This is a genomic window from Companilactobacillus jidongensis (assembly GCF_003946575.1).
Lineage (GTDB): Bacteria > Bacillota > Bacilli > Lactobacillales > Lactobacillaceae > Companilactobacillus > Companilactobacillus jidongensis.
Map to the genome: position 1 here is coordinate 15,656 of NZ_RHOP01000022.1, position 20,008 is coordinate 35,663.

A 20,008-nucleotide genomic window follows, 5' to 3' on the forward strand; every position below is an offset into this window, starting at 1 on the left:
AAATTATCAGGTTGCTCATTTTTTATTATTTCAAATATTTACTGAAGAAATCATTTAGTTTGTCAAATGGAATCAAATCAGTTTTGTCATAAAGGTCAACATGACCAGCGTTTGGAACTTTATATAATTCTTTTGGTTCATTAGCAGCCTTATATGCATCTTCACTGAAGCCTAAAGAAATTGCATTTTCACCAGCAATGAATAAAAGCGGACGTGGTGAGATTGTGTCCAAATCATTCAATGAATAAAAATTAAGTAGTTTGACAAAACTAGTCAAGGTTGGTTGAGTTGTTGTAGCAGCTGCGCCTCGTTGTGTTCTGTAGAAATCATAGAATTCCTTGGAGAAGGCATCTGAATTTTCATCGATTTTCTCTGGAGTACCACTAGTATATTCGACTTCTTTACCAGAATTTTCTAAAGTTCTTTCAATTGAAGATTGTTCCATCATAACATGTGTACCCATCATGTCTCTTTGTCCACGAGCTACAGCACCCATATCGGTTAGACTGACGGTGGCGATGGCCTGAAATCTTGAATCAACTTTGGCTTCATTCAAGGCAAAACTACCCGAAGCACAGATTCCTAATACGGCAATATTATCATTGTCTACATAATCTAGTGTAGTTAAGTAATCAGTTGCGGCTGAGAAGCTTTCTGAGTAGAAATCAGGAGCCATGGCATTACGAGGTGCACCAGCGCTTTCACCCCAAAATACTTGATCAAATGATAATGTAACAAATCCAAATTCTGCCATTTTAGTAGCGTAAAGATTTGCGGATTGTTCCTTTACGGCTCCGTTTGGAGCTCAAACAATTATGGCAGGATTATTAATATCCTTATTTAATGATTTAGGGATGAATAAATTACCTGCAAGTGACATACTATAAAGATTTTTGAATTGGATTGTTTGCCTAGTTACTGAGTCACTGACGTACCAATTATCAGCGCCATTTGATTGATCTCCACTAATTAAATCTTTATTTCTGGATTCGACGTTTTTCACTCCTGCAGGGTAGACAGGTAGTTTTTGTTCATTCATATTTTTTCCTCTTTATTTATTAATTTAATTAACAAACTTATTATAATTTGGCATAATGATAATTACCAATACTTATGACTAATGTTAATCTATAACATTAAGGTATACTTATTCCAAGTCTGAAGTAATTTGTTTCAAGAATGCATCAGCGGCTACTGACAAACGTTCACTTTTTCGCCAAACTAAACTGGTACCAGATGTATGACGCGGCTCAAAGGGTATGAAGGTTAAGTCTGATTGGTTAGTATTTACTATTCCGTCTAGGCAAAGAGCATATCCTAATCCCGCAGAGACAAGTAATGAGGCGTTATATAATAAATTGTATGTGGCTACAATATTGAATTTTTTAGTGCTTTCACCATACCAACTATTTAATAGATCCATCATACCTGTTTGTCCAGAAATAATAATATCATTTCCTTTAAGGTCATCTAATAGAAGATGATCTTTTTTTGATAGCGGAGAACTGTTAGGGACTAGTAATCCCCATCTGCTTTCTCCTGGCAAACTCAAAAAATCATATTCTCTTTTATCAGCTGGTTCCATAACAACTCCAAAATCGAACACTCCTGATTTTAAGTTAAATCTGATGTCGTCAGCATTAGTGCTTATAATGTTTGCTTGAATATTTGGATAGTTATTTTTCAAAGCATTTAAAGATTGAGCAATATTAATAAAGCTCCTTGCTTCGGCACTACCAATGGTAATAGATCCATGAATGTCTTGATCTTCTTGTATGTTTTTTAATGTTTTATCAGTTAAGTAAAGTATTTGATTAACTTGACTGGCAAAGTATTCACCACTATTGGTCAGTTCAATATTTCTGCTGCCACGTTCAAACAAAGTTATCCCCAATTCATCTTCTAGATTTTTGAGTTGTCTTGAAACAGCAGGTTGGGAAACATGTAGTTGTTCTGCAGCTTTGCTAATGTTCTTTTCACGTACAACAGCTTGAAAATATCTTAGAACTCTTAATTCCATATTATCCTCCTATAACCTAAAGGTATAGTTATTGATTAAATCTAAGCATTAGACATGAATAGTGTCAAGGGTTAATCTATAACTTGTAAATTGATACGTCGAAAGGAAGTTTTATTAATGATTAAAAATAAAGTAGTTATTATTACAGGTGCATCAAGTGGGATTGGGGCTGCAACAGCAATGCTCTTAGCAAATAAAGGTGCTAAATTGGTTTTGGGTGCTCGTCGTGAAGAAAAGCTTCAACAATTGGTAAATAAAATAAAAGAGACCGGTGGTGAAGCAGTATATAGGGTTACTGACGTTGTTAATTCAGAAGATAATGAAGAGTTAGTCGAGTTGGCAAAGAAAACTTTTGGAAAAGTAGATGTTATTTTTTTAAATGCTGGATTAATGCCTAATTCACCACTATCTGAATTAAAGACAAACGAATGGAATCAAATGGTAGATGTAAATATTAAGGGTGTCTTGAATGGAATTGCGGCAGTATTACCAACATTCAAAGTACAAAAATCAGGTCATGTAATTACAACTTCATCAGTTGCCGGCTTAAAAGCTTACCCTGGTGGTGCCGTGTATGGTGCCACAAAATGGGCAGTTCGTGATCTAATGGAAGTTTTGAGAATGGAATCAGCTCAAGAGAATTCTCACATTAGAACTGCGACGATTTATCCAGCGGCTATCCGTACTGAATTATTGAATACAATCACTGATCCTGAATTTGCTAAGGGAATAGAACAAGTTTATGATCAATATCAAATTGGACCAGATCGTATTGCTAATGTAGTTGCGTTCGCGATTGATCAACCCGATGACACCAATGTTAATGAATTTACAGTTGGTCCCACAGATCAACCATGGTAGTAGAGTACAAAAAAAGTTGGGATCAAGATCAACTTTTAAGATTTGCTTCAGCTGATGACATGAGAGTTTCACCGTTTTATAGTGATGGGAAGACTTATGGAACTCCAACTTGGATTTGGTCGGTGGTTGTTGATGATCAACTTTATATTAGGGCCTGGAATGGTACTAATTCTAGGTGGTATCGTTCAGCCGTTGAACAAAAAGCCGGTCGAATACATTTAGCCGGTAGTAATTTTAAAGTTAATTTTGAAGTGGTTAGTGATAATGATTTAAATGAACTTGTGGATGATGAGTATAAAATAAAATATTCGGATAGTTCTTATTTATTACCAATGCTTCAAGAAAATCCAAGAAATTCAACTTTAAGAATAATTCCTAGATAATTAAAAGAGTTTATAAATATGAAAACAGTAATGATTCTTGGTGCCCATGGTGGTACCGCAAGGATAGCAACCGATAGAATTTTAAAGGAAACGGATTACGATTTAATTCTATTCTTGAGGAATTCTGATAGATTATCAGAATACGCTAACAATGAACGAGTTAGTTTGATTGAAGGGGATGTTTTGAACACTGATCAATTATCCGATTCAATGAATAATGCAGATATTATTTATTCAAATGTTGGTGGAACAGATCTAGCTAACCAAACGAAAAGCATATTGAATGCTATGTATAAAGCAAATAAGCGACGTTTGATCTTTATTAGTGCTTTAGGTTCTCACAGGGAAGTACCTGAAAAATTCGGAGAATGGAACGAGCAGGCAATAGCTGCATTTTTACCAGGATTTCGTGAGTCCGCTAAGATGTTAGAAGATTCAAACTTGATTTATACAGAGATAAGACCTTCGTGGTTAACAAACAACAACGAGATTGATTATGAAACTACAACTTTAAATGAACCGTTCACTGGTACTGAAGTTTCACGCGCTAGTGTTGCTGACTTTGTATTAAAATTAATTGGAGACCCCAGTTTATTTCAGAATGAAAGCATTGGTTTAAATGAACCTAATACTGATGGTGATAAGCCATCATGGATGTAGTTGGGAGAATACCTATGAATAATATTATTTTGAATAATGATGTTGAGATTCCAAGTCGTGGCTTTGGTGTTTTTCAAATTTCTGATTTGAATGAATGTGAAAGTAGTGTGTTAAATGCATTAAAAGTAGGATATCGATTATTGGATACTGCTGCGGCGTATGGTAATGAGCAAGCAGTAGGGAATGCCATTGAAAGAAGTGGTATTCCCAGAGAAGATATTTTCATTTCTTCCAAAGTTTGGATTCAAGATGCTAGTTATGATAAGACTATGAAGTCCTTCCAAAAAACATTAGATAATTTACAGACAGATTATTTAGATTTATACCTAATTCATATGCCATATGGAGATTATCACGGTAGTTGGAGGGCAATGGAAGAGCTGTACAAATCGGGTAAGATAAAATCCATCGGGGTATGTAATTTTGAGGCTAATAGATTGGTTGATTTAATACTGACACATAATATTATACCGGCGATCAATCAAGTAGAGATGCATCCTTTTTGGCAAGAAAAAAAATTACGGTCTGTAATGAAACATTATGGCATTACAACTATGGCGTGGGCACCATTTGCTGAAGGACAACAGGGAATTTTTAGTAATAGTATATTGTCAGCTATTGGTGAACGATATACTAAAACACCGGCACAAGTTATTTTACGTTGGTTGTATCAGAGCAATGTTGTTGCCATTCCTAAGTCAGTCCATTTAGAGAGAATGCAGCAAAACTTTGATATTGATAATTTTGAATTATCGGATACTGATATGATTCAGATCGAGAACATGGATCAAAATAAACCATTGATTTTAAATATTCATGATATTAACGAGGTTTATAGATTGCATGGAATTACATTTGAACAATAAAAAGAGACTTCGACAATATTTTATCGAAGTCTCTTTTTTTAATGTCTTTAGTCTCGGCTAATACTAAGAACAGCAGTGGATTTATATGTCTTATTACTATCTTTTCCAATCGTGAACCAATCAGCTGCACCGATTAGACCTTCAATTTTTATTACTTCATCTTCATCAGTAACTTTGCCATCTTCAAAATTGCCTTCAAAAATGCTTTCTAAATAATAATTATCACCATCGTCACTAAAACGTGATGAGGAAGATTTCCAAGCTGAGATATAAGTGTCATCTGTAATTGTGATAGAGTCGCCATTAATTAAGTTAATATCTAGTTTCATAGTGTTTGCCCCTTTTCCACTGTCTTTAAGGCAAGTATAACAAATATCGTGAGTTACAGAAAAATATCTTGAAAATTAGAACGTATGTTCGTATAATGAAAAATAAAGGACGGTGATTCATATGGAGCGAATAGTTCCTCGTGATAAGTGGTTGTATGACGATCGTGGCATGGTGAAGTGGATGGGATGGTTATTGTCCGACCATAGTGCTTTTTTGGATCATATTCATACATCAGAGCGACCACGTCAAATTGAGACTGAAATGGATAATATGGCCATTAATGAATGCCTTAGATCATCATTGGATTACGCTGAATCGATTGCTATTCAATTGGATATTTTGAAGAACAATGATTATGTACCTGAGATTCATGGAATTGTTGCCGGATTCGAAAATAACCAAGTTTATTTATATTTAAAAGATGGTAGTATCCAATCAATTTTTACTGAAGATATTCGCTATGCGGAATTGGAAAAAAATGTTAAGTGGTGGGATGAATGAATACGCCGTTTGATGATCCAAGTAGATTGCCAGTTAGAGATATTATGTGTATCGACTGTAAATCTTTTTTTGCTAGTACTGAAGCAATTAGACGTGGTGAATATCCATTAGCATCTAAAATTGCAGTACTCTCTCGTGAAGAGTCAGATGGCGGTTTGATCTTGGCCGCCTCGCCTGATACCAAGAAAGATTATGGTGTCAAGTTGGGAACGAGAAAGTATGAGATAAGTCCAGAGATGGATATTGAATTAGTTTCACCAAATATGCACGACTACATAGAGCTGAATTATCGAATCAATAAGATAGTACGTCAATTCACTGATGATGCACATTGCTTTATTTATAGTATTGATGAGGCATTTTGTGATGTAACCAAGAGCCATAGTCTATTTGGTAGTACTGAAGAAATTGCTACCAAAATTCAAAAAAAAGTGTTCAATGAAACAGGAATTGTAACGACAATCGGCATGGGTCCTAATCCATTAATGGCAAAATTAGCTTTAGATAATGACGCAAAAAAAGAAACTCCATGGCGAGCTTATTGGAGTTATGAAGATGTTCCAGACACAGTTTGGAAAATAAATAATTTAACTGATTTTTGGTCAATTGGGACTAAAACCGCCGATAAGTTAGAACGGATCGGAATTCATTCAATCTATGATTTGGCGCATGCTGATAGAAAAAAACTTAAACAAAAGTTTGGAGTGCTAGGTGATGCTCTATACTTCCACAGTTGGGGGATAGATTATTCTGACTTAGCAAAAAGGTATGTTCCTAGAGCTGAGAACAAAGGTTATGGCAATGGTCAGGTTTTGATGCATGATTATGCTGTTAAGGATGATATAGAGACGGTTCTATTCGAAATATCTGATCAAGTTGCAACAAGACTCAGAAAAAATAAAGTTTTGGGTGAAGTTGTTGGGATTCAAGTTGGTTTTTCTGAATCTAACGAAAAAGGACAGCGGGGATGGAGTGCTCAAACCAAAATTGATGCAACTAACTCGACTGATGACTTTATTAGGGCAGTTAAATTTTTGTTTGAGAAAAAGTGGCAAGGAGAACCCTTACGTAATTTGAGTGTTAGGATCAATCGCATCAGTAAGATGAATGACTTTCAAATGTCATTATTTGAGGATGAGAAACGACATGAAGCCAATTTAAGGCTTGAGCATACAATTGATCAGATCAGAAGTAAGTATGGCTACAAATCAATTGTACGAGGATATAGCAAGACAAAAGCTGGAACAGCAATTAGTCGTAGTACATTGGTTGGAGGACATCGCGCATAAGGTAGTGATATTTTGTTAAATGAATCTGGAAAATTGATTGAAAATTTTGATAAGCATTTTTTACGGAAAAATCATTGACGTTATCACTTAATGATTGTGGATAATCATCTGTTTCATTGCTATGGATTCTTTTTACAAGCTCAAAAATCCGGTGAGAGATTAATTCACAGTTATGATTTGTTAGAGATACCACATGACGATGATCTTTATCAACAAGTTCTAGCAGATCTTAAGGTACACACTGAGTTAAGTATTGAATTCAGAGACACTCATCATCTAGTCCATCCTGGTAAGGACATTGTCCGTGATCTGATGCATGGACACAGTAAATACACGAAATATAAAAACACTGAAAACAATCATTTATATTGAATTTCTAAATAACGAATTTACATTTATTTACAAAACACTCAATCGCTTGCTTAGACTAACTTAAAAAAGAATATGTTAATATTTTTGTAACCGTTTTACCGAAAATAGCACAAATTATTTGACAAATTTATGAAAACGGTTAATATTAGGTACTAATAACTATTAAGGAGGTAAGCAAGATGAAATATCAAGTAACTTTAAACACTGATACTCAATTGTTTACCGTTTATGAAAAAAACAATACAAATGTTTTTGCTAACGGTAAGACAATTGAAGAAGCTGTTGGCAAACTTCAAGAAGCTTAATTGAAAGTCTGTTAAACACAAGTTCATTTGAAGCCATCGGTTAAATACCGATAGCTTCTTTTTTATCTTATGGACGGTAACATAACTTTTCTGCTAAGATTTAATTATTAATTAAATGGCAGGCAGAATTATGGAGGATATAAAGATACATCGATGTACAATAGAGGATTTACAGGCATTACAAAAAATCAGTCGCAAAACGTTTGCTGAAACTTTTGGTTCCTATAATACAGATGAACACGTCAATGAATATCTTGAAAGATCATACAATGATGAAGTATTAGGAAGCGAACTCCGAGAATCGAACTCCGAGTTTTACTTTTTAATGTTCAATAATGAACCAGTAGCATACTTAAAACTTAACTTTGGTATGAATACTTTGGGATATAATTCTGAAGATGGAAATATGGAGCTTCAGAGAATCTATGTATTGAGAGAGTATTATCGGCATGGATTCGGCAAGATATTGTTCGATAAAGCTGTTCAAGAGGCGAGGGATAAAAATAGAACCAGTATCTGCTTAGGAGTTTGGGAACATAATGATCGTGCACTAAGCTTCTATACTAGAATGGGATTCAAAAAAGTTAGTTCACATGTTTTTCATATGGGAGATGCCGATCAAACCGACTATGTTTTGAATATGGAATTGAATTAGGGTGTGAAAAATGATTCACACTTTTATTTTCATTATTATGTTGTATTTGCAACTAAAATATTTTAGAATAAGTATATTCATTTTAATAAATAATAGATGGAAGGTGAATCGTTGGGTGATATCTTGAGGCCAATCGGTATAATTGCTAGGGCATTAGATTCCATTAGTAATATTGAGTTCAAAGAGGTTGATCTGACTCGAGGACAATACTTATATCTGGTGCGGATATGTGAGAATCCGGGAATTATCTTGGAACAACTGGCAAGTCTAATTAAAGTAGACAAGACGACGGCAGCTCGTGCAGTTCAAAAGTTAGAAAAAAATGGCATGATTGAACGCCGAAGTGATGTGACTAATAAAAAAATAAGACTGATTTTTCCAACTGATAAAGGAAGAGAAGTGTATCCTTTTATTATTCGAGAGAATGAATATTCAAATTTAGTCGCGCTCAAAGGTTTATCAGAGGAAGAACAGAAGCAATTAGGCGACTTATTGCTTAAAGTTGAATTAAACATTTCTGACGATTGGGAATACGTTAAAGCTGGACATAAAAGAAACTATTAAATTTTTGGAGGATTTATTTTGGAGAAACAGGTAATTATAGACAAAGAGTTTTGGAATTTATTTCCAGAAGGACAAATCAATATTTTAACTTTGAATAAGATTGACAATACAGTAGATGAAAAAGATGATCCATATTTTGCAGGGCTATTAAAGGATGCTTCTAAAGAAGCACATAAATTTTTGCAAGACGATACATTCAGATTGAATCCAGTCGTCGATGAATGGCGTGAGGCACTGCATAAATTTAAGACTAAAAAAGGTGCGCGTTCATCGATTGAGGCATTATTGAAGCGTGTTGATCAAGGCAAAGAGTTTTCACCTATTAATCCGTTAGTTGACATCTATAATAGTATTTCTTTGGAATTCGCTGCACCTTGTGGTGGTGAAGACTTAGAGAAGATGAATGGAGATCTTCATCTAGGTATGGCAAAAGGTGGAGAGTCATTTAAACCACTTGGTGCCGATGAAGATTCTCCAGCGCTCGAAGGCGAAATAATTTATTATGATAATACTGGTGCCATCTGTCGTTGCTTGAACTGGCGTGAAGCACAAAGAACTATGCTGACTGAAGATACCAAGAATGCCGTAATGGTTATTGAATCAATCAATGCTGTTCAAGCAAAACGTGCTGATGAAGCCATCAATAAGTTGAAGGAATTAACTGATGGATATTTTAAAATAGATGGTAAAATTCAAAAGTTAAATGTTGAAAATCAGAGTGCTACAGTTGAATATTAAAATTACGATTCATCCTTTGAGATGAATCGTTTTTTTGATCATACGTAAGAAGCATGATATTGAATAGTAATTAAGCATTTTACATTGTTTACACCGGCTCGTATGATGTTTTCAACGATTGAATTTGAAGGAGAATTATTTAAATGATGACTGAACATGAAAAACTATTAGCAGGTCAAAATTACGATTATCGAGATTCAGAACTTCAGGGGATGATCAAACGTGGTAAGGAATTACTGCGAGTGATTAATACATCAACTGATATAGAACAGCGCTCAGATGCTATTCAAAAGTTATTTGGTAAATCTGGTAAGAGGTTGACTATAAATGGACTATTTAGCGCAGTCTATGGCAATCATATTAACGTCGGTGATGATGTTTTCATAAATGGCAACTGCACGTTCCAAGATTCAAATTTGATCACATTAGGCAATCGCGTAATTATTGCTCCAGACACAAAATTATATTGTGGTGCGCATTCGTTGGATGCTACACAGCGATTTGGCACACGATCTGATGGAAGTAAGTATCTAATAACATATACCAAACCGATTACCATTGGTAATGATGTTTGGATCGGTGGTAATGTTACTATTATTGGTGGTGTAAGAATCGGAAACAATGTTATTGTTGGCGCTGGTGCAGTAGTTACCAATGATGTTCCTGATAATATTGTTATTGGTGGTGTTCCTGCCAAAACAATCAGATCTCTTAAACCTTTAAATTAAATATCAAAGGAGTCAGATAAATGGCAAAATTAACTTCGATACCATTATTTAGATTATTTAAATTACGCATTAAGGCTGACAAAAGAAGTGTATTCGTAAAAGTTGGCCAACAAAATTTACTGACTTCAATCAAAAAAGAACCAGGAACACTAGCAATGTATACTAGTCATTTGGATAATGATGGGGTAGATAACCGAGTACTTGAACTTTATAGAGATCAAGATAGTTATCAAACCCATGCTAATTCTGAGCAGTTTAGGGCATTTAGATCAGTTGCTGGACAAGCTGTAATTGAACAATCGGTCATACCTTTAATGCCGATATTACTTGTTGAACAAGGACCTTCTTTGCATGAAGTGATTCCAAATGCTATACATATCAACCTGACAGAAGTAGATGTTGATATGTCAAAAATCACAGAATATTTGACTCTATTGAAGAATGAAGTTAAGCATTCTAAATTATCCGATACAGGACTATTTGTGACTTATGTTGGTCAAGTTAATGATGAATCCAATAAGATAGTATTGTTTGAAGTATATAAAAATACAACGAGTTATGCAGAACATTGTCAAAGTATTCATTTTCAAAAGTTTAATCAGGATATTCAAGGAATGGTTAAAACTCAAGATTCAATCAAGCTACGTCCCGATGTGTTAGTAAATCAAGGTCATATTTCATTTGAAAAATAAAAACAACGATTCATCTTTTGAGATGGATCGTTATTTTTTTACGTAATTTTGTATTGGAAGAGTTATTTAAGGAGAAAGTGTTTACGTGAAATTTGATATGATGTCCAAGTCTAGAATGTTCAAATTGGATAAACAGCTGATTCGAGCTCATAGAGCTAGGACTAATAACTATGATATTTGGATTCAAAAAAATAACCAGAAGTCGCGAGAAGTGTTTAAAATATTAAGTACGGCTTTGAAAGACATATCTGGATACGAAATACCTAGAATTGTAATTGTCAGGGGTTCTCAAATGCCCAAAGACAGTTTTTCAGCTTATGATAAAACATCAGATACTATTTTTATCAATAACAAGTTATATGCAGATGACATAGTTGAGGAAATGCTTAGTGATGGATATTTCGCAGCCCGTAATTTCAGAGGCATATTGATTCATGAATTGGTGCATAAGAAGCATTGAGATGCGGCTAAAAATCTATACAATAATAATTTGAGCAAGTATAATGACTTTGATAGAGCCAAGAATGTAATTGATGTGCCTTTGATTAGATATGTAAAAAATCAAAGCTTTGTTGACCCGTCATTCTTACTTAATATTAGCGTAGATGCTTATAATGGAATGTTATACGGTAACTCGATTAACGAGTTAGTCGCAGAGGTAGAAGTTAACGAAGACACAGTTATTGATAAGGATCTTTTAAATATTGTTAAGGAGATGTTGGATTATGGATATAATGGCAAAATCACCAAAAGAAATTCAAATATTCACAAGTAAGATATTGCCTTGGGTAGATGAAGTTGAGTATCCACGTGATGATTTTTATCAGAGAATTACTTTCAAAAAAAGTACGCCTGACAATGTAAAATTATTGTTTAAGGAATTAGAACCCAAACTTAAGAATGTTGAATTAAAGCGATAAATAATTAAATACAAAAATATATCAAATTGGTAGTATTCACGCTTACATTAATCAGGTATATTTAATCCTGCAAGTTAATCTTGATTACAAATAAATAGCGTATGATCAAAAATAGTAATTGATCGTGCGCTATTTGTTTACAAAAAAATCCCTCAAATCGCAATGATTTAAGGGAAGGTGGATAATTTAGAAGCGAACTACGAGAATCGAACTCGCGACACTAGCTTGGGAAGCTGGCATTTTACCATTAAACTAAGTTCGCATTTGTTGCTTGTCAACAACTTATAATTATACAACAAAATATTACAGAATGATAAAGATTACTTAAATTTGTACTTTAAACTTGTAATATAAATTGATTTTTAAGCGGTATTACCATAGAATCAAGGATGTTAGTATTTATTAAGAAAAGTTTTTCAAGGAGATTGAAATATGAAAAAAGCACTAGTTACATTATTAGCAACTGTTTCGCTAATGGGTGTTGCAACCGTAGCAACTGGTTGTTCAAATTCTAGCACAAGCCAAACTCAACAATATTCTGCTGACAAGATCACTAAAGCGGAGATCAAAGGTCACGACTATGTTGGTGTAAGTAAGAACAATAAAAACGAATATGTTACATTCTTTACTGGTAAAGATAACAAGAAGGTTCAATATGTTCGTGTAAATAAAGATGGCTCAAAGAAGACAATTACTAACTTCCAAAAAGCTAAGCTTGTTATGAACAAGAAGAATGCTAAGAAATTCAAAATTGATGGATTCAGAATTATTGCTGAACCTGACTTTGAATGGAATTTCGTTAAAGTTGGTAAAACAACAATCAAATCTCCTGATGGTAAGAAGTGGAAACTCTATCAAGGTAGTCACAAGAAGGCTATAGCAGAGGTTCAAAAGAACGCTAAATAGTAATTCATTGGAAAATGGTCGAAAACGCCGAAATTTATCAGTGTTTTACGATCATTTTTTATTTTTTTAATTTTTTAAGCGTTAACCATTGCTATTATCTAATTTATGAAGTATAGTTATTGCATTGTGTTAGTAGTTAAGTGTAGGTTTCATTTCACATTCATGAATGAATTTCTGAGCTTTACTTTAAATGCAAAAATAAAATGCGCACAGCGCGGAGGTTTCATTCATAATGGAAAACGGAACAGTTAAATGGTTTAATGCAGATAAAGGCTTTGGTTTTATTACTCGCGAAGATGGTAGTGATGTATTCGTACATTTCTCAGCTATCCAAGGTGACGGCTTCAAGACATTGGACGAAGGCCAACACGTTACTTTCGATGTAGAAGACAGCGATCGTGGACCACAAGCTACAAACGTTACAAAGAACTAATTAACGTTTTAAAGACAGTCTCCTCAGAGGCTGTCTTTTTTTTGCCTAATTTTGTGCGTTAAATTTGCTTTCATTGTAAATCATCGATAAGATGTAACAGACATATGGGTTTCATAAAACATTTCTGAGAGGGCGATTAATCATGTTTAAATTTCAAACTAAACTAGGATCATTGATTGGTTCAATTGGCGGCGACATTTTAGGTGAGGTATTCGTTCTGCGTGATAAATTAATTAATAATAAAAAATAAAGGAATCTTTCGAATTTTCGGAAGGTTCCTTTTTTTGTAAAACAGCCGTATTATAGCAATTTTTTACAAAAAATCATCATTTCTGAAAACGTTTATAAAATTTTGCTGTTGGTTTTGTAAATGGATAAAATTAAATCTGTCTTAAACCCTTTCTAATTTTATGCAACCGTTGTCACTGTTGACGCCGATTAAGGGGAGGTTAAAATATTAGAAAATAAATAAATATATGAAAAAGTTGTGAAATCGCTTGCAAAGTCAATCTTAGTATTATATTGTGAGTACTGGTAACGGAATACAAATAAGGAGTGATTTTTTATGACTAAACCAATTCATGTTACATCTGAAATTGGCAAACTAGATGTAGTAATGTTGAAACGTCCCGCTGAGGAAGTTGAAAACATTACACCCGACACAATGCCCCGACTATTGTTCGATGACATCCCATATTTGCCAATTGCTCAAAAAGAGCATGACAATTTTGCCCAAATTTTACGTGATAACGGAACAGAAGTTCTCTATCTAGAAAACTTGGCAGCAGAAGCTATCGATGCCGGAAATGTTAAGAGTTCATTTCTTGACAAAATGCTTGCAGAATCTGGTTACGCAGTAGGTGCTGATCATGACGCATTAAAGGAATACTTGATGAGTCTTGATACACAAGCAATGGTTAACAAATTATTCGCAGGAGTTCGCAGAAACGAAATTGACTTTACCCCGACAGATCTAGTCAGTGCTGCTGAAGACCCTGATTATCCATTCTTTATGGATCCTATGCCTAATGCATACTTTACACGTGACCCTGCAGCCTCAATCGGTGATGGATTAAGTATCAACCATATGACATTCGCTGCTAGACAACGTGAATCAATGTTTATGGAAACAATTATTGCTCACCACCCACGTTTTGCTAACAAAGGCTTAACAGTATGGCGCAATAGAGATCACACACACCGTATCGAAGGTGGAGATGAACTTGTATTGAGCAATCACGTATTAGCAATTGGTGTTTCTCAAAGAACATCAGCAACTGCTATTCAAGATATTGCTAGAAACTTGTTCAAGGAAGACAGTGGCTTTGACACAGTTATTGCTATCTCAATTCCTCATAACCACGCTATGATGCATTTGGATACTGTATTTACAATGATCAATACAGATCAATTTACAGTTCACCCAGGAATCCTTGGCGAAGGTGGCAAGATTGATACATGGACAATTCATCCAGGTAAAGATGGCGACCTAACTATGGAACACAACCAAGATCTAAAGGCTACTCTTAAGAGCGCTCTTGGTCTTGATGACTTAGATTTGATCCCAACAGGTAACGGTGATCCAATCGTTGCTCCTAGAGAACAATGGAATGATGGTTCTAACACATTAGCAATTGCACCTGGTGTTGTTGTTACATATGATAGAAACTATGTTTCAAACGAAATGCTAAGACAACACGGCTTGAAGGTATTGGAGACAATATCAAGTGAATTATCACGTGGTCGTGGGGGCCCTCGTTGCATGAGTATGCCATTAGTTCGTGAAGATCTTAAATAATAATAAATTAAAAATTTAATATTAGACTGCAAACCTCATGCAGTTTAGGAGGACACTAATTTGGATTATCAAGGAAAAGAAACATCAGTATTTCAAGGCAGAAGCCTTTTAGCAGAAAAATACTTTACACCAGCTGAACTAGAATATCTTATTGACTTCGGTATCCACTTGAAGGCACTTAAGAAACAAGGTATTCCTCACAAATATCTTGAAGGCAAGAACATTGCTCTTCTATTTGAAAAGAATTCAACTCGTACACGTTCAGCATTTACTACAGCTTCAATTGACTTAGGTGCACACCCAGAATTCTTGGGTTCTAACGATATTCAACTTGGTAAAAAGGAAAGTGTTGAAGATACAGCTATTGTTCTTGGTAGCATGTTTGACGGAATCGAATTTAGAGGATTCAGCCAACAAGTTGTTGAAGATCTTGCTAAATACTCAGGCGTTCCTGTTTGGAATGGTTTAACTGATGAATGGCACCCAACACAAATGATTGCTGATTTCATGACTATGAAGGAAACATTCGGTACACTTCAAGGTAAGACATTGACATTCGTTGGTGATGGACGTAACAACATGGCTAACAGTTTGTTAGTTACAGGTTCAATGCTTGGTGTTAATATCCACATTGTTGCCCCTAAGGAATTATTCCCAGACGACGACGTTGTTAAGACTGCTCAAGGATATGCCGACAAATCAGGTAGCAAGTTCTTGATCACAGATGACATCGACAAGGGTGTTAAAGGCTCAAACGTTATCTATACTGATGTATGGGTATCAATGGGTGAAGAAGATCAATGGGACGAAAGAATCAAACTTCTAAAACCATATCAAGTAAATATGGATATGATGAAGAAGACTGGATTACCAGATGATCAAGTAATCTTTATGCACTGCTTACCAGCTTTCCACGATATCACTACTCAATACGGTAAAGATATCAATGCTAAGTATGGTTTAACAGAAATGGAAGTAACAGATGAAGTATTCAGAAGCAAGTATGCTCGTCAATTCGAAGAAGCAGAAAACAGAATGCACTCCATCAAGGCCATTATGGCAGCAACTCTAGGTAACTTGTTCATTCCTAAGGCTTAATTAGTTATTGAAGAAGAGCTAATCTAATGGGTTGGCTCTTTTTTGCTTTAAAACAGAGGGTAAAAGAGAGATGGGGACTTCTAAATAAACTGAGGAAGTTGTCTCTCCGTAACCTATTTAAGATGTTGAGTGTAAAAACTCTCATTATTTAACAGAGTGAAACAAAGTAATTAGTCACGGATCATTATTGCGATTAATAACCGTTTCACGTAGTGGATTATTATTATCGCAGTAAATGCAGTTGGCATGCTTTGTGAACTCCTATTCCAATTCTAAAAATTAGAGAGAATGAATAATATGGAAGAAAAAAAGGGATTATCACTAGGCGCTCTTACAGCTGCCGTAGTTACTAGTTCAATCGGTTCTGGTGTATTTACACTAACTAGTTCATTAGCAGGGGGGGCCGCACCTGGTCCTGTATTGCTAGCATGGGTCGTAGTTGGATTCGGTATTTTAATGCTAGCTATGTCATTAAATAATTTATTATTGAAGAAACCTGAAGCTGAAGGTATTCACGCATATGCTCAAGCAGGATTCGGTAACTTTGCTGGATTCGTAAGTGGTTGGGGATATTGGCTAAGTGCCTGGCTAGGAAACGTTGCCTTCGCAACAGTTTTGATGAGTTCACTCGGATACTTCTTCAAAGTATTCGCTGGCGGACAAAATGTTCCATCAATTATTGTCGCAAGTATCGTTTCATGGATTTTGACTTATATCGTTAACCGTGGTGTTGAATCAGCTGCGGCTATGAATACAATTGTTACTATTTGTAAGTTGATTCCTCTATTTGCATTTATTATCGTAGCTATTTTCGTCTTCAAAGGCGGAATGTTCACAGCTCACTTCTGGAGCAATGTTGCTTCTAGTGTGGCTGGCGGTGACAATACCTGGACACAATTCAAATCATGTTTAATGATCATGATGTGGGTGTTCGTTGGTGTTGAAGGTGCAAGTATGCTTTCATCACGTGCCGAGAGTAAAAAAGACGCTGGTAAAGCTACTATTATTGGTATTATCAGTTTGTTAGTAATTTATGTATTAGCATCAGTTTTACCTTATGGTTACATGACACAAACTCAATTGGCTAAAATCAACCAACCTGCTATGCTTTATATTTTCCAAGACATGGTCGGAAAATGGGGCGGTATCTTTATCGCTATCGGTTTGATTATTGCTATTTTAGGTTCATGGTTATCATGGACAATGTTACCAGCTGATACAACAATGCTTATGGCTGAGGAAAAACTCTTGCCATCATACTTTGGTAAGAAGAATAAGAATGGTGCACCTACATTTTCACTTATTTTGACTGCTGCACTTATTCAAATTTTCCTATTTATTCTCTTGTTCTCACAAGAGGCTTATAACTTTGCCTTATCACTATGTACAGCTGCTATCGTTGTTTGTTACATCTTCGTTGGTTTGTTCCAAATCAAGTTCTCATATCAAAACAAAGATATGAAACAAATGTGGATCGGTATTTTCGCAGCTGGCTTCCAGATCTTTGCTATTATCTTGGCTGGTGTTCACTTCTTGATGCTTGTATGTATTGGATACATTCCCGGAATTTATTTCTATTACAAAGCTAAACAAGAATTTAATATTGATGGCGGAAAATTAACTAAAGCTGAAGTTATTTACTCAATTCTTCTTGTGATCTTTGCAGTCGCAAGTATTGTTATGGTCGCAACTGGGAAAGTTTCAATTTAGGAGAGTGTAAAGAATGAAAATACCTGAATTTGGTGTCGAAGGTTGGCTCAATGTGCATGAACGTGAAGCTAAGTACGATTTGGCTCAGAGTACAATCACATCATTCTCAATGAATGAATTAGTTAAGTTAGCTGATTCTGATGTTTATGGTGAATTAGACCAACAAAAGATGAATTATGGTTGGATCGAAGGATCACCAACCTTTAAAAAAGAAGTAAGTAAGTTATATAAGAATGTTGACCCCGACAATGTTTTACAAACAAATGGTGCTACTGGCGCCAATATGTTGGCTATCTATTCCTTAATAGAGCCAGGAGATCACGTTATCAGCGTTTATCCAAGTTATCAACAACTATATGACATACCTAAGTCATTGGGTGCTGACGTTAGTTTTTGGAAGCTACATGAAGAAGACAACTGGTATCCGGACATCGAAGATTTGAAGAAGATGATTCGTCCAAATACTAAGATGATCTGCATCAATAATGCCAATAATCCAACTGGTACAATTTTGGACCGTAAGTTTATGGAACAAGTTGTTGAAGTTGCTAAGACCGTTGGTGCATATGTCCTTGTGGATGAAGTTTATCTACCATTTGATGATTCAGTTGATTTTGCTCCAATCATCGATTTGTATGACAAGGGTATTTCAACTAATTCATTATCTAAGACATATTCAATGCCTGGAATTCGTGTTGGTTGGACTGCAACTAACAGTGAATTGGCTGATTTATTCAGAAAATATCGTGATTACACGATGATTTGTTCTGGTGTCTTTAGTGACCAAGCCGCTTGTCTAGTATTGCAAAATAGAGACAAGGTTCTTGCTCGTAATAAGAAAATTGTGCTCGATAATTTAAAGATATTCAAGGATTGGGTTGAACGTACTCCTAAGGTTAGTTGCGTATTTCCTAATGGAGTTTCAACATCATTCATTAAGATGGACACAAAGAAATCTAGTATTGATTTCTGTCGAGACTTATTGAAGGATACAGGTGTGCTATTAGTACCTGGCGAAGCTTTCGACGTTCCAGGTCATGCTCGATTAGGTTACTGTGCTCCAACAGAAACACTTAAAAAAGGTTTAGAAGTTTTAGGAGATTATCTAGAAAAGAATTAAGAGTGAAAACTCTATCATAAAAAATCAATTAATTTCTGAGGAGAGATTTTATAATGACAAAAGAACGTATAGTAGTTGCATTGGGTGGAAATGCCATTTTAAGTTCAGACGCTAGTGCAGAAGCTCAACAAGCCGCTGTAAAGAAGACTTGTGAATCATTAGTAGAATTCGTTAAGAATGGTCAAGAATTGATCATAACTCACGGAAATGGCCCACAAGTTGGTAACCTATTATTACAACAAGCTGCCGCTGACAGCAAAAAGAACCCTGCACTTCCACTTGACACATGTGGTGCCATGACAGAAGGTAGCATTGGTTACTGGTTCCAAAATGCTATGAAGGAAGTTATGTTGAAGAATGGTATCGACAAACAAGTTGTTACTTTGATCACACAAACAATCGTTGACAAAGACGATCCAGCCTTTGGCGATCCTTCAAAGCCAATCGGTCCTTTCTACAAAGAAGAAGAAGTAGCACAACTTAAAGAAGACCATCCAGACTGGAGTATCATTGAAGATGCTGGTCGTGGATACAGACGTGTTGTTCCATCACCAAAGCCTGTTGAGATCAACGAATATCCAGCTATCAAAGCTATTGCTGAAGCCGGCGTGATTCCTATCGTTGCTGGTGGTGGTGGTATCCCTGTTGTTAAAGACGGAGACCAATTAATTGGTAAAGAAGCCGTTATTGATAAAGACTTCGGAGCATCAAAGATTGCTCAACTTGTTAATGCTGATAAGTTGATCATCCTTACATCAGTTGGTGGAGTATTCTACAACTTTGGCAAGCCTAACCAAGAAGAAATCTTTGACGTTACAGCTGACGAAGTACAAGAACATATCGATCGTAATGAGTTTGCTAAGGGTAGCATGATGCCAAAAGTTAAAGCTGCTGTTAGTTTTGTACAAGCAACTGGCAAACCAGCTGTTATCGGTGCTCTTGAGGATGTTAAAGAAATTATCGAAGGTGATAAAGGAACTGTTATTCACAAATAAGTATTGTTATTGTAAAAATAATATGCTATCATGTTTTTGCAAAAGAAGGATTAATTAGTCGGTA

At 35.3% G+C, this 20,008-nt stretch carries 26 protein-coding genes and 1 tRNA gene; 22 read left to right on the forward strand and 5 right to left on the reverse strand.

The window, feature by feature from the left end; all coding sequences use genetic code 11:
* Nucleotides 1-25 precede the first annotated feature (25 nt).
* The 3 genes from EKM68_RS11630 to EKM68_RS11635 all read right to left on the reverse strand — a co-directional run bounded on the left by EKM68_RS11630 (nt 26) and on the right by EKM68_RS11635 (nt 2,020).
* Nucleotides 26-754: an alpha/beta hydrolase gene (locus tag EKM68_RS11630; protein ID WP_225423005.1), complete on the reverse strand. Its 729-nt coding sequence runs from the start codon at nt 752-754 to the stop codon at nt 26-28.
* A gap of 51 nt (nt 755-805) precedes the next feature.
* Nucleotides 806-1,039 carry a hypothetical protein gene (locus tag EKM68_RS13715; protein ID WP_225423006.1) on the reverse strand — a complete coding sequence of 78 codons (234 nt, stop codon included), beginning with the start codon at nt 1,037-1,039 and terminating at the stop codon, nt 806-808.
* 108 nt (nt 1,040-1,147) lie between these two features.
* Nucleotides 1,148-2,020, reverse strand: coding sequence for a LysR family transcriptional regulator (locus tag EKM68_RS11635; protein ID WP_125590956.1), 873 nt, complete (start codon nt 2,018-2,020; stop codon nt 1,148-1,150).
* Nucleotides 2,021-2,137: 117 nt separating this feature from the next.
* Here EKM68_RS11635 and EKM68_RS11640 point away from each other — a divergent pair, with 117 nt between their 5' ends.
* The 4 genes from EKM68_RS11640 to EKM68_RS11655 are packed head-to-tail and all read left to right on the forward strand — an operon-like array spanning nt 2,138 to nt 4,790.
* On the forward strand, nt 2,138-2,881 hold the full coding sequence (locus EKM68_RS11640; RefSeq protein WP_125590959.1) for an SDR family oxidoreductase: 744 nt from the start codon (nt 2,138-2,140) through the stop codon (nt 2,879-2,881).
* Nucleotides 2,875-3,264: a DUF2255 family protein gene (locus tag EKM68_RS11645; protein ID WP_125590961.1), complete on the forward strand. Its 390-nt coding sequence runs from the start codon at nt 2,875-2,877 to the stop codon at nt 3,262-3,264. The genes EKM68_RS11640 and EKM68_RS11645 overlap by 7 nt, the downstream gene beginning before the upstream one ends.
* Before the next feature lie 18 nt (nt 3,265-3,282).
* Nucleotides 3,283-3,924: an NAD(P)H-binding protein gene (locus EKM68_RS11650; RefSeq protein WP_125590963.1), complete on the forward strand. Its 642-nt coding sequence runs from the start codon at nt 3,283-3,285 to the stop codon at nt 3,922-3,924.
* Nucleotides 3,925-3,938: 14 nt separating this feature from the next.
* Nucleotides 3,939-4,790, forward strand: a complete 852-nt coding sequence (locus tag EKM68_RS11655) for an aldo/keto reductase (protein ID WP_125590965.1) — start codon at nt 3,939-3,941, stop codon at nt 4,788-4,790.
* Nucleotides 4,791-4,837: 47 nt separating this feature from the next.
* Here EKM68_RS11655 and EKM68_RS11660 read toward each other — a convergent pair whose 3' ends face one another.
* Entirely contained in the window at nt 4,838-5,119 is a 282-nt protein-coding gene (locus EKM68_RS11660; RefSeq protein ID WP_125590967.1) for a hypothetical protein, read from the reverse strand.
* Between the two features lie 121 nt (nt 5,120-5,240).
* On the opposite strand from EKM68_RS11660, the gene EKM68_RS11665 reads away from it, so the two are divergent.
* The 11 genes from EKM68_RS11665 to EKM68_RS11715 all read left to right on the forward strand — a co-directional run bounded on the left by EKM68_RS11665 (nt 5,241) and on the right by EKM68_RS11715 (nt 11,884).
* A complete protein-coding gene (locus EKM68_RS11665; RefSeq protein WP_125590969.1) occupies nt 5,241-5,621 on the forward strand; it encodes a DNA-directed RNA polymerase subunit beta in 381 nt (126 codons plus the stop codon).
* On the forward strand, nt 5,618-6,910 hold the full coding sequence (locus tag EKM68_RS11670) for a Y-family DNA polymerase (RefSeq protein ID WP_125590971.1): 1,293 nt from the start codon (nt 5,618-5,620) through the stop codon (nt 6,908-6,910). Before EKM68_RS11665 ends, EKM68_RS11670 begins: the two co-directional genes overlap by 4 nt.
* Nucleotides 6,911-7,000: 90 nt before the next feature.
* A complete protein-coding gene (locus tag EKM68_RS11675; protein ID WP_225423007.1) occupies nt 7,001-7,282 on the forward strand; it encodes a hypothetical protein in 282 nt (93 codons plus the stop codon).
* Nucleotides 7,283-7,461: 179 nt separating this feature from the next.
* The gene (locus tag EKM68_RS13770) at nt 7,462-7,587 is read left to right on the forward strand and encodes a hypothetical protein (RefSeq protein ID WP_263853651.1); all 126 of its coding nucleotides are present in this window, start codon (nt 7,462-7,464) and stop codon (nt 7,585-7,587) included.
* A gap of 130 nt (nt 7,588-7,717) precedes the next feature.
* The gene (locus tag EKM68_RS11680) at nt 7,718-8,242 is read left to right on the forward strand and encodes a GNAT family N-acetyltransferase (protein WP_164509431.1); all 525 of its coding nucleotides are present in this window, start codon (nt 7,718-7,720) and stop codon (nt 8,240-8,242) included.
* 111 nt (nt 8,243-8,353) lie between these two features.
* Nucleotides 8,354-8,806 carry a MarR family winged helix-turn-helix transcriptional regulator gene (locus tag EKM68_RS11685; protein WP_125591021.1) on the forward strand — a complete coding sequence of 151 codons (453 nt, stop codon included), beginning with the start codon at nt 8,354-8,356 and terminating at the stop codon, nt 8,804-8,806.
* Nucleotides 8,807-8,824: 18 nt separating this feature from the next.
* Nucleotides 8,825-9,544 carry a B3/B4 domain-containing protein gene (locus tag EKM68_RS11690; RefSeq protein WP_125590975.1) on the forward strand — a complete coding sequence of 240 codons (720 nt, stop codon included), beginning with the start codon at nt 8,825-8,827 and terminating at the stop codon, nt 9,542-9,544.
* Between the two features lie 143 nt (nt 9,545-9,687).
* Nucleotides 9,688-10,272, forward strand: coding sequence for a sugar O-acetyltransferase (locus EKM68_RS11695; RefSeq protein ID WP_125590977.1), 585 nt, complete (start codon nt 9,688-9,690; stop codon nt 10,270-10,272).
* 20 nt (nt 10,273-10,292) lie between these two features.
* Nucleotides 10,293-10,964 (forward strand): putative quinol monooxygenase, encoded by a 672-nt coding sequence (locus tag EKM68_RS11700; protein WP_125590979.1) that lies wholly within the window; start codon nt 10,293-10,295, stop codon nt 10,962-10,964.
* Nucleotides 10,965-11,049: 85 nt separating this feature from the next.
* Nucleotides 11,050-11,424, forward strand: coding sequence for a hypothetical protein (locus EKM68_RS11705; protein WP_125590981.1), 375 nt, complete (start codon nt 11,050-11,052; stop codon nt 11,422-11,424).
* Nucleotides 11,425-11,689: 265 nt separating this feature from the next.
* A complete protein-coding gene (locus EKM68_RS11715; protein WP_125590985.1) occupies nt 11,690-11,884 on the forward strand; it encodes a hypothetical protein in 195 nt (64 codons plus the stop codon).
* Nucleotides 11,885-12,075: 191 nt separating this feature from the next.
* Here the strand turns inward: EKM68_RS11715 and EKM68_RS11720 are convergent.
* A tRNA-Gly gene (locus tag EKM68_RS11720) sits at nt 12,076-12,146 on the reverse strand.
* 170 nt (nt 12,147-12,316) lie between these two features.
* Here EKM68_RS11720 and EKM68_RS11725 point away from each other — a divergent pair.
* The 7 genes from EKM68_RS11725 to arcC all read left to right on the forward strand — a co-directional run bounded on the left by EKM68_RS11725 (nt 12,317) and on the right by arcC (nt 19,944).
* On the forward strand, nt 12,317-12,790 hold the full coding sequence (locus EKM68_RS11725; protein ID WP_125590987.1) for a hypothetical protein: 474 nt from the start codon (nt 12,317-12,319) through the stop codon (nt 12,788-12,790).
* Nucleotides 12,791-13,022: 232 nt separating this feature from the next.
* Nucleotides 13,023-13,223, forward strand: coding sequence for a cold-shock protein (locus EKM68_RS11730; RefSeq protein WP_025024889.1), 201 nt, complete (start codon nt 13,023-13,025; stop codon nt 13,221-13,223).
* Between the two features lie 565 nt (nt 13,224-13,788).
* A complete protein-coding gene (arcA, locus tag EKM68_RS11735; protein WP_125590989.1) occupies nt 13,789-15,021 on the forward strand; it encodes an arginine deiminase in 1,233 nt (410 codons plus the stop codon).
* A 60-nt stretch (nt 15,022-15,081) separates the two neighbouring features.
* On the forward strand, nt 15,082-16,119 hold the full coding sequence (gene argF, locus EKM68_RS11740; RefSeq protein ID WP_125590991.1) for an ornithine carbamoyltransferase: 1,038 nt from the start codon (nt 15,082-15,084) through the stop codon (nt 16,117-16,119).
* A gap of 297 nt (nt 16,120-16,416) precedes the next feature.
* Complete coding sequence (gene arcD, locus EKM68_RS11745) at nt 16,417-17,829, forward strand: arginine-ornithine antiporter (protein ID WP_125590993.1); 1,413 nt, start codon at nt 16,417-16,419, stop codon at nt 17,827-17,829.
* A gap of 13 nt (nt 17,830-17,842) precedes the next feature.
* Nucleotides 17,843-18,949, forward strand: coding sequence for an aminotransferase (locus EKM68_RS11750; RefSeq protein ID WP_125590995.1), 1,107 nt, complete (start codon nt 17,843-17,845; stop codon nt 18,947-18,949).
* Nucleotides 18,950-19,002: 53 nt separating this feature from the next.
* Nucleotides 19,003-19,944 carry a carbamate kinase gene (gene arcC, locus EKM68_RS11755; protein WP_125590998.1) on the forward strand — a complete coding sequence of 314 codons (942 nt, stop codon included), beginning with the start codon at nt 19,003-19,005 and terminating at the stop codon, nt 19,942-19,944.
* Nucleotides 19,945-20,008: the final 64 nt, after the last annotated feature.

Coding starts and splice junctions, on each gene's coding strand:
- EKM68_RS11630 (WP_225423005.1), bottom strand. CDS start 754: ATGGCAGAATTTGGATTTGTTACATTATCATTTGATCAAGTATTTTGG.
- EKM68_RS13715 (WP_225423006.1), bottom strand. CDS start 1,039: ATGAATGAACAAAAACTACCTGTCTACCCTGCAGGAGTGAAAAACGTC.
- EKM68_RS11635 (WP_125590956.1), bottom strand. CDS start 2,020: ATGGAATTAAGAGTTCTAAGATATTTTCAAGCTGTTGTACGTGAAAAG.
- EKM68_RS11640 (WP_125590959.1), top strand. CDS start 2,138: ATGATTAAAAATAAAGTAGTTATTATTACAGGTGCATCAAGTGGGATT.
- EKM68_RS11645 (WP_125590961.1), top strand. CDS start 2,875: ATGGTAGTAGAGTACAAAAAAAGTTGGGATCAAGATCAACTTTTAAGA.
- EKM68_RS11650 (WP_125590963.1), top strand. CDS start 3,283: ATGAAAACAGTAATGATTCTTGGTGCCCATGGTGGTACCGCAAGGATA.
- EKM68_RS11655 (WP_125590965.1), top strand. CDS start 3,939: ATGAATAATATTATTTTGAATAATGATGTTGAGATTCCAAGTCGTGGC.
- EKM68_RS11660 (WP_125590967.1), bottom strand. CDS start 5,119: ATGAAACTAGATATTAACTTAATTAATGGCGACTCTATCACAATTACA.
- EKM68_RS11665 (WP_125590969.1), top strand. CDS start 5,241: ATGGAGCGAATAGTTCCTCGTGATAAGTGGTTGTATGACGATCGTGGC.
- EKM68_RS11670 (WP_125590971.1), top strand. CDS start 5,618: ATGAATACGCCGTTTGATGATCCAAGTAGATTGCCAGTTAGAGATATT.
- EKM68_RS11675 (WP_225423007.1), top strand. CDS start 7,001: ATGATTGTGGATAATCATCTGTTTCATTGCTATGGATTCTTTTTACAA.
- EKM68_RS13770 (WP_263853651.1), top strand. CDS start 7,462: ATGAAATATCAAGTAACTTTAAACACTGATACTCAATTGTTTACCGTT.
- EKM68_RS11680 (WP_164509431.1), top strand. CDS start 7,718: ATGGAGGATATAAAGATACATCGATGTACAATAGAGGATTTACAGGCA.
- EKM68_RS11695 (WP_125590977.1), top strand. CDS start 9,688: ATGATGACTGAACATGAAAAACTATTAGCAGGTCAAAATTACGATTAT.
- EKM68_RS11700 (WP_125590979.1), top strand. CDS start 10,293: ATGGCAAAATTAACTTCGATACCATTATTTAGATTATTTAAATTACGC.
- EKM68_RS11715 (WP_125590985.1), top strand. CDS start 11,690: ATGGATATAATGGCAAAATCACCAAAAGAAATTCAAATATTCACAAGT.
- EKM68_RS11725 (WP_125590987.1), top strand. CDS start 12,317: ATGAAAAAAGCACTAGTTACATTATTAGCAACTGTTTCGCTAATGGGT.
- EKM68_RS11730 (WP_025024889.1), top strand. CDS start 13,023: ATGGAAAACGGAACAGTTAAATGGTTTAATGCAGATAAAGGCTTTGGT.
- arcA (WP_125590989.1), top strand. CDS start 13,789: ATGACTAAACCAATTCATGTTACATCTGAAATTGGCAAACTAGATGTA.
- arcD (WP_125590993.1), top strand. CDS start 16,417: ATGGAAGAAAAAAAGGGATTATCACTAGGCGCTCTTACAGCTGCCGTA.
- EKM68_RS11750 (WP_125590995.1), top strand. CDS start 17,843: ATGAAAATACCTGAATTTGGTGTCGAAGGTTGGCTCAATGTGCATGAA.
- arcC (WP_125590998.1), top strand. CDS start 19,003: ATGACAAAAGAACGTATAGTAGTTGCATTGGGTGGAAATGCCATTTTA.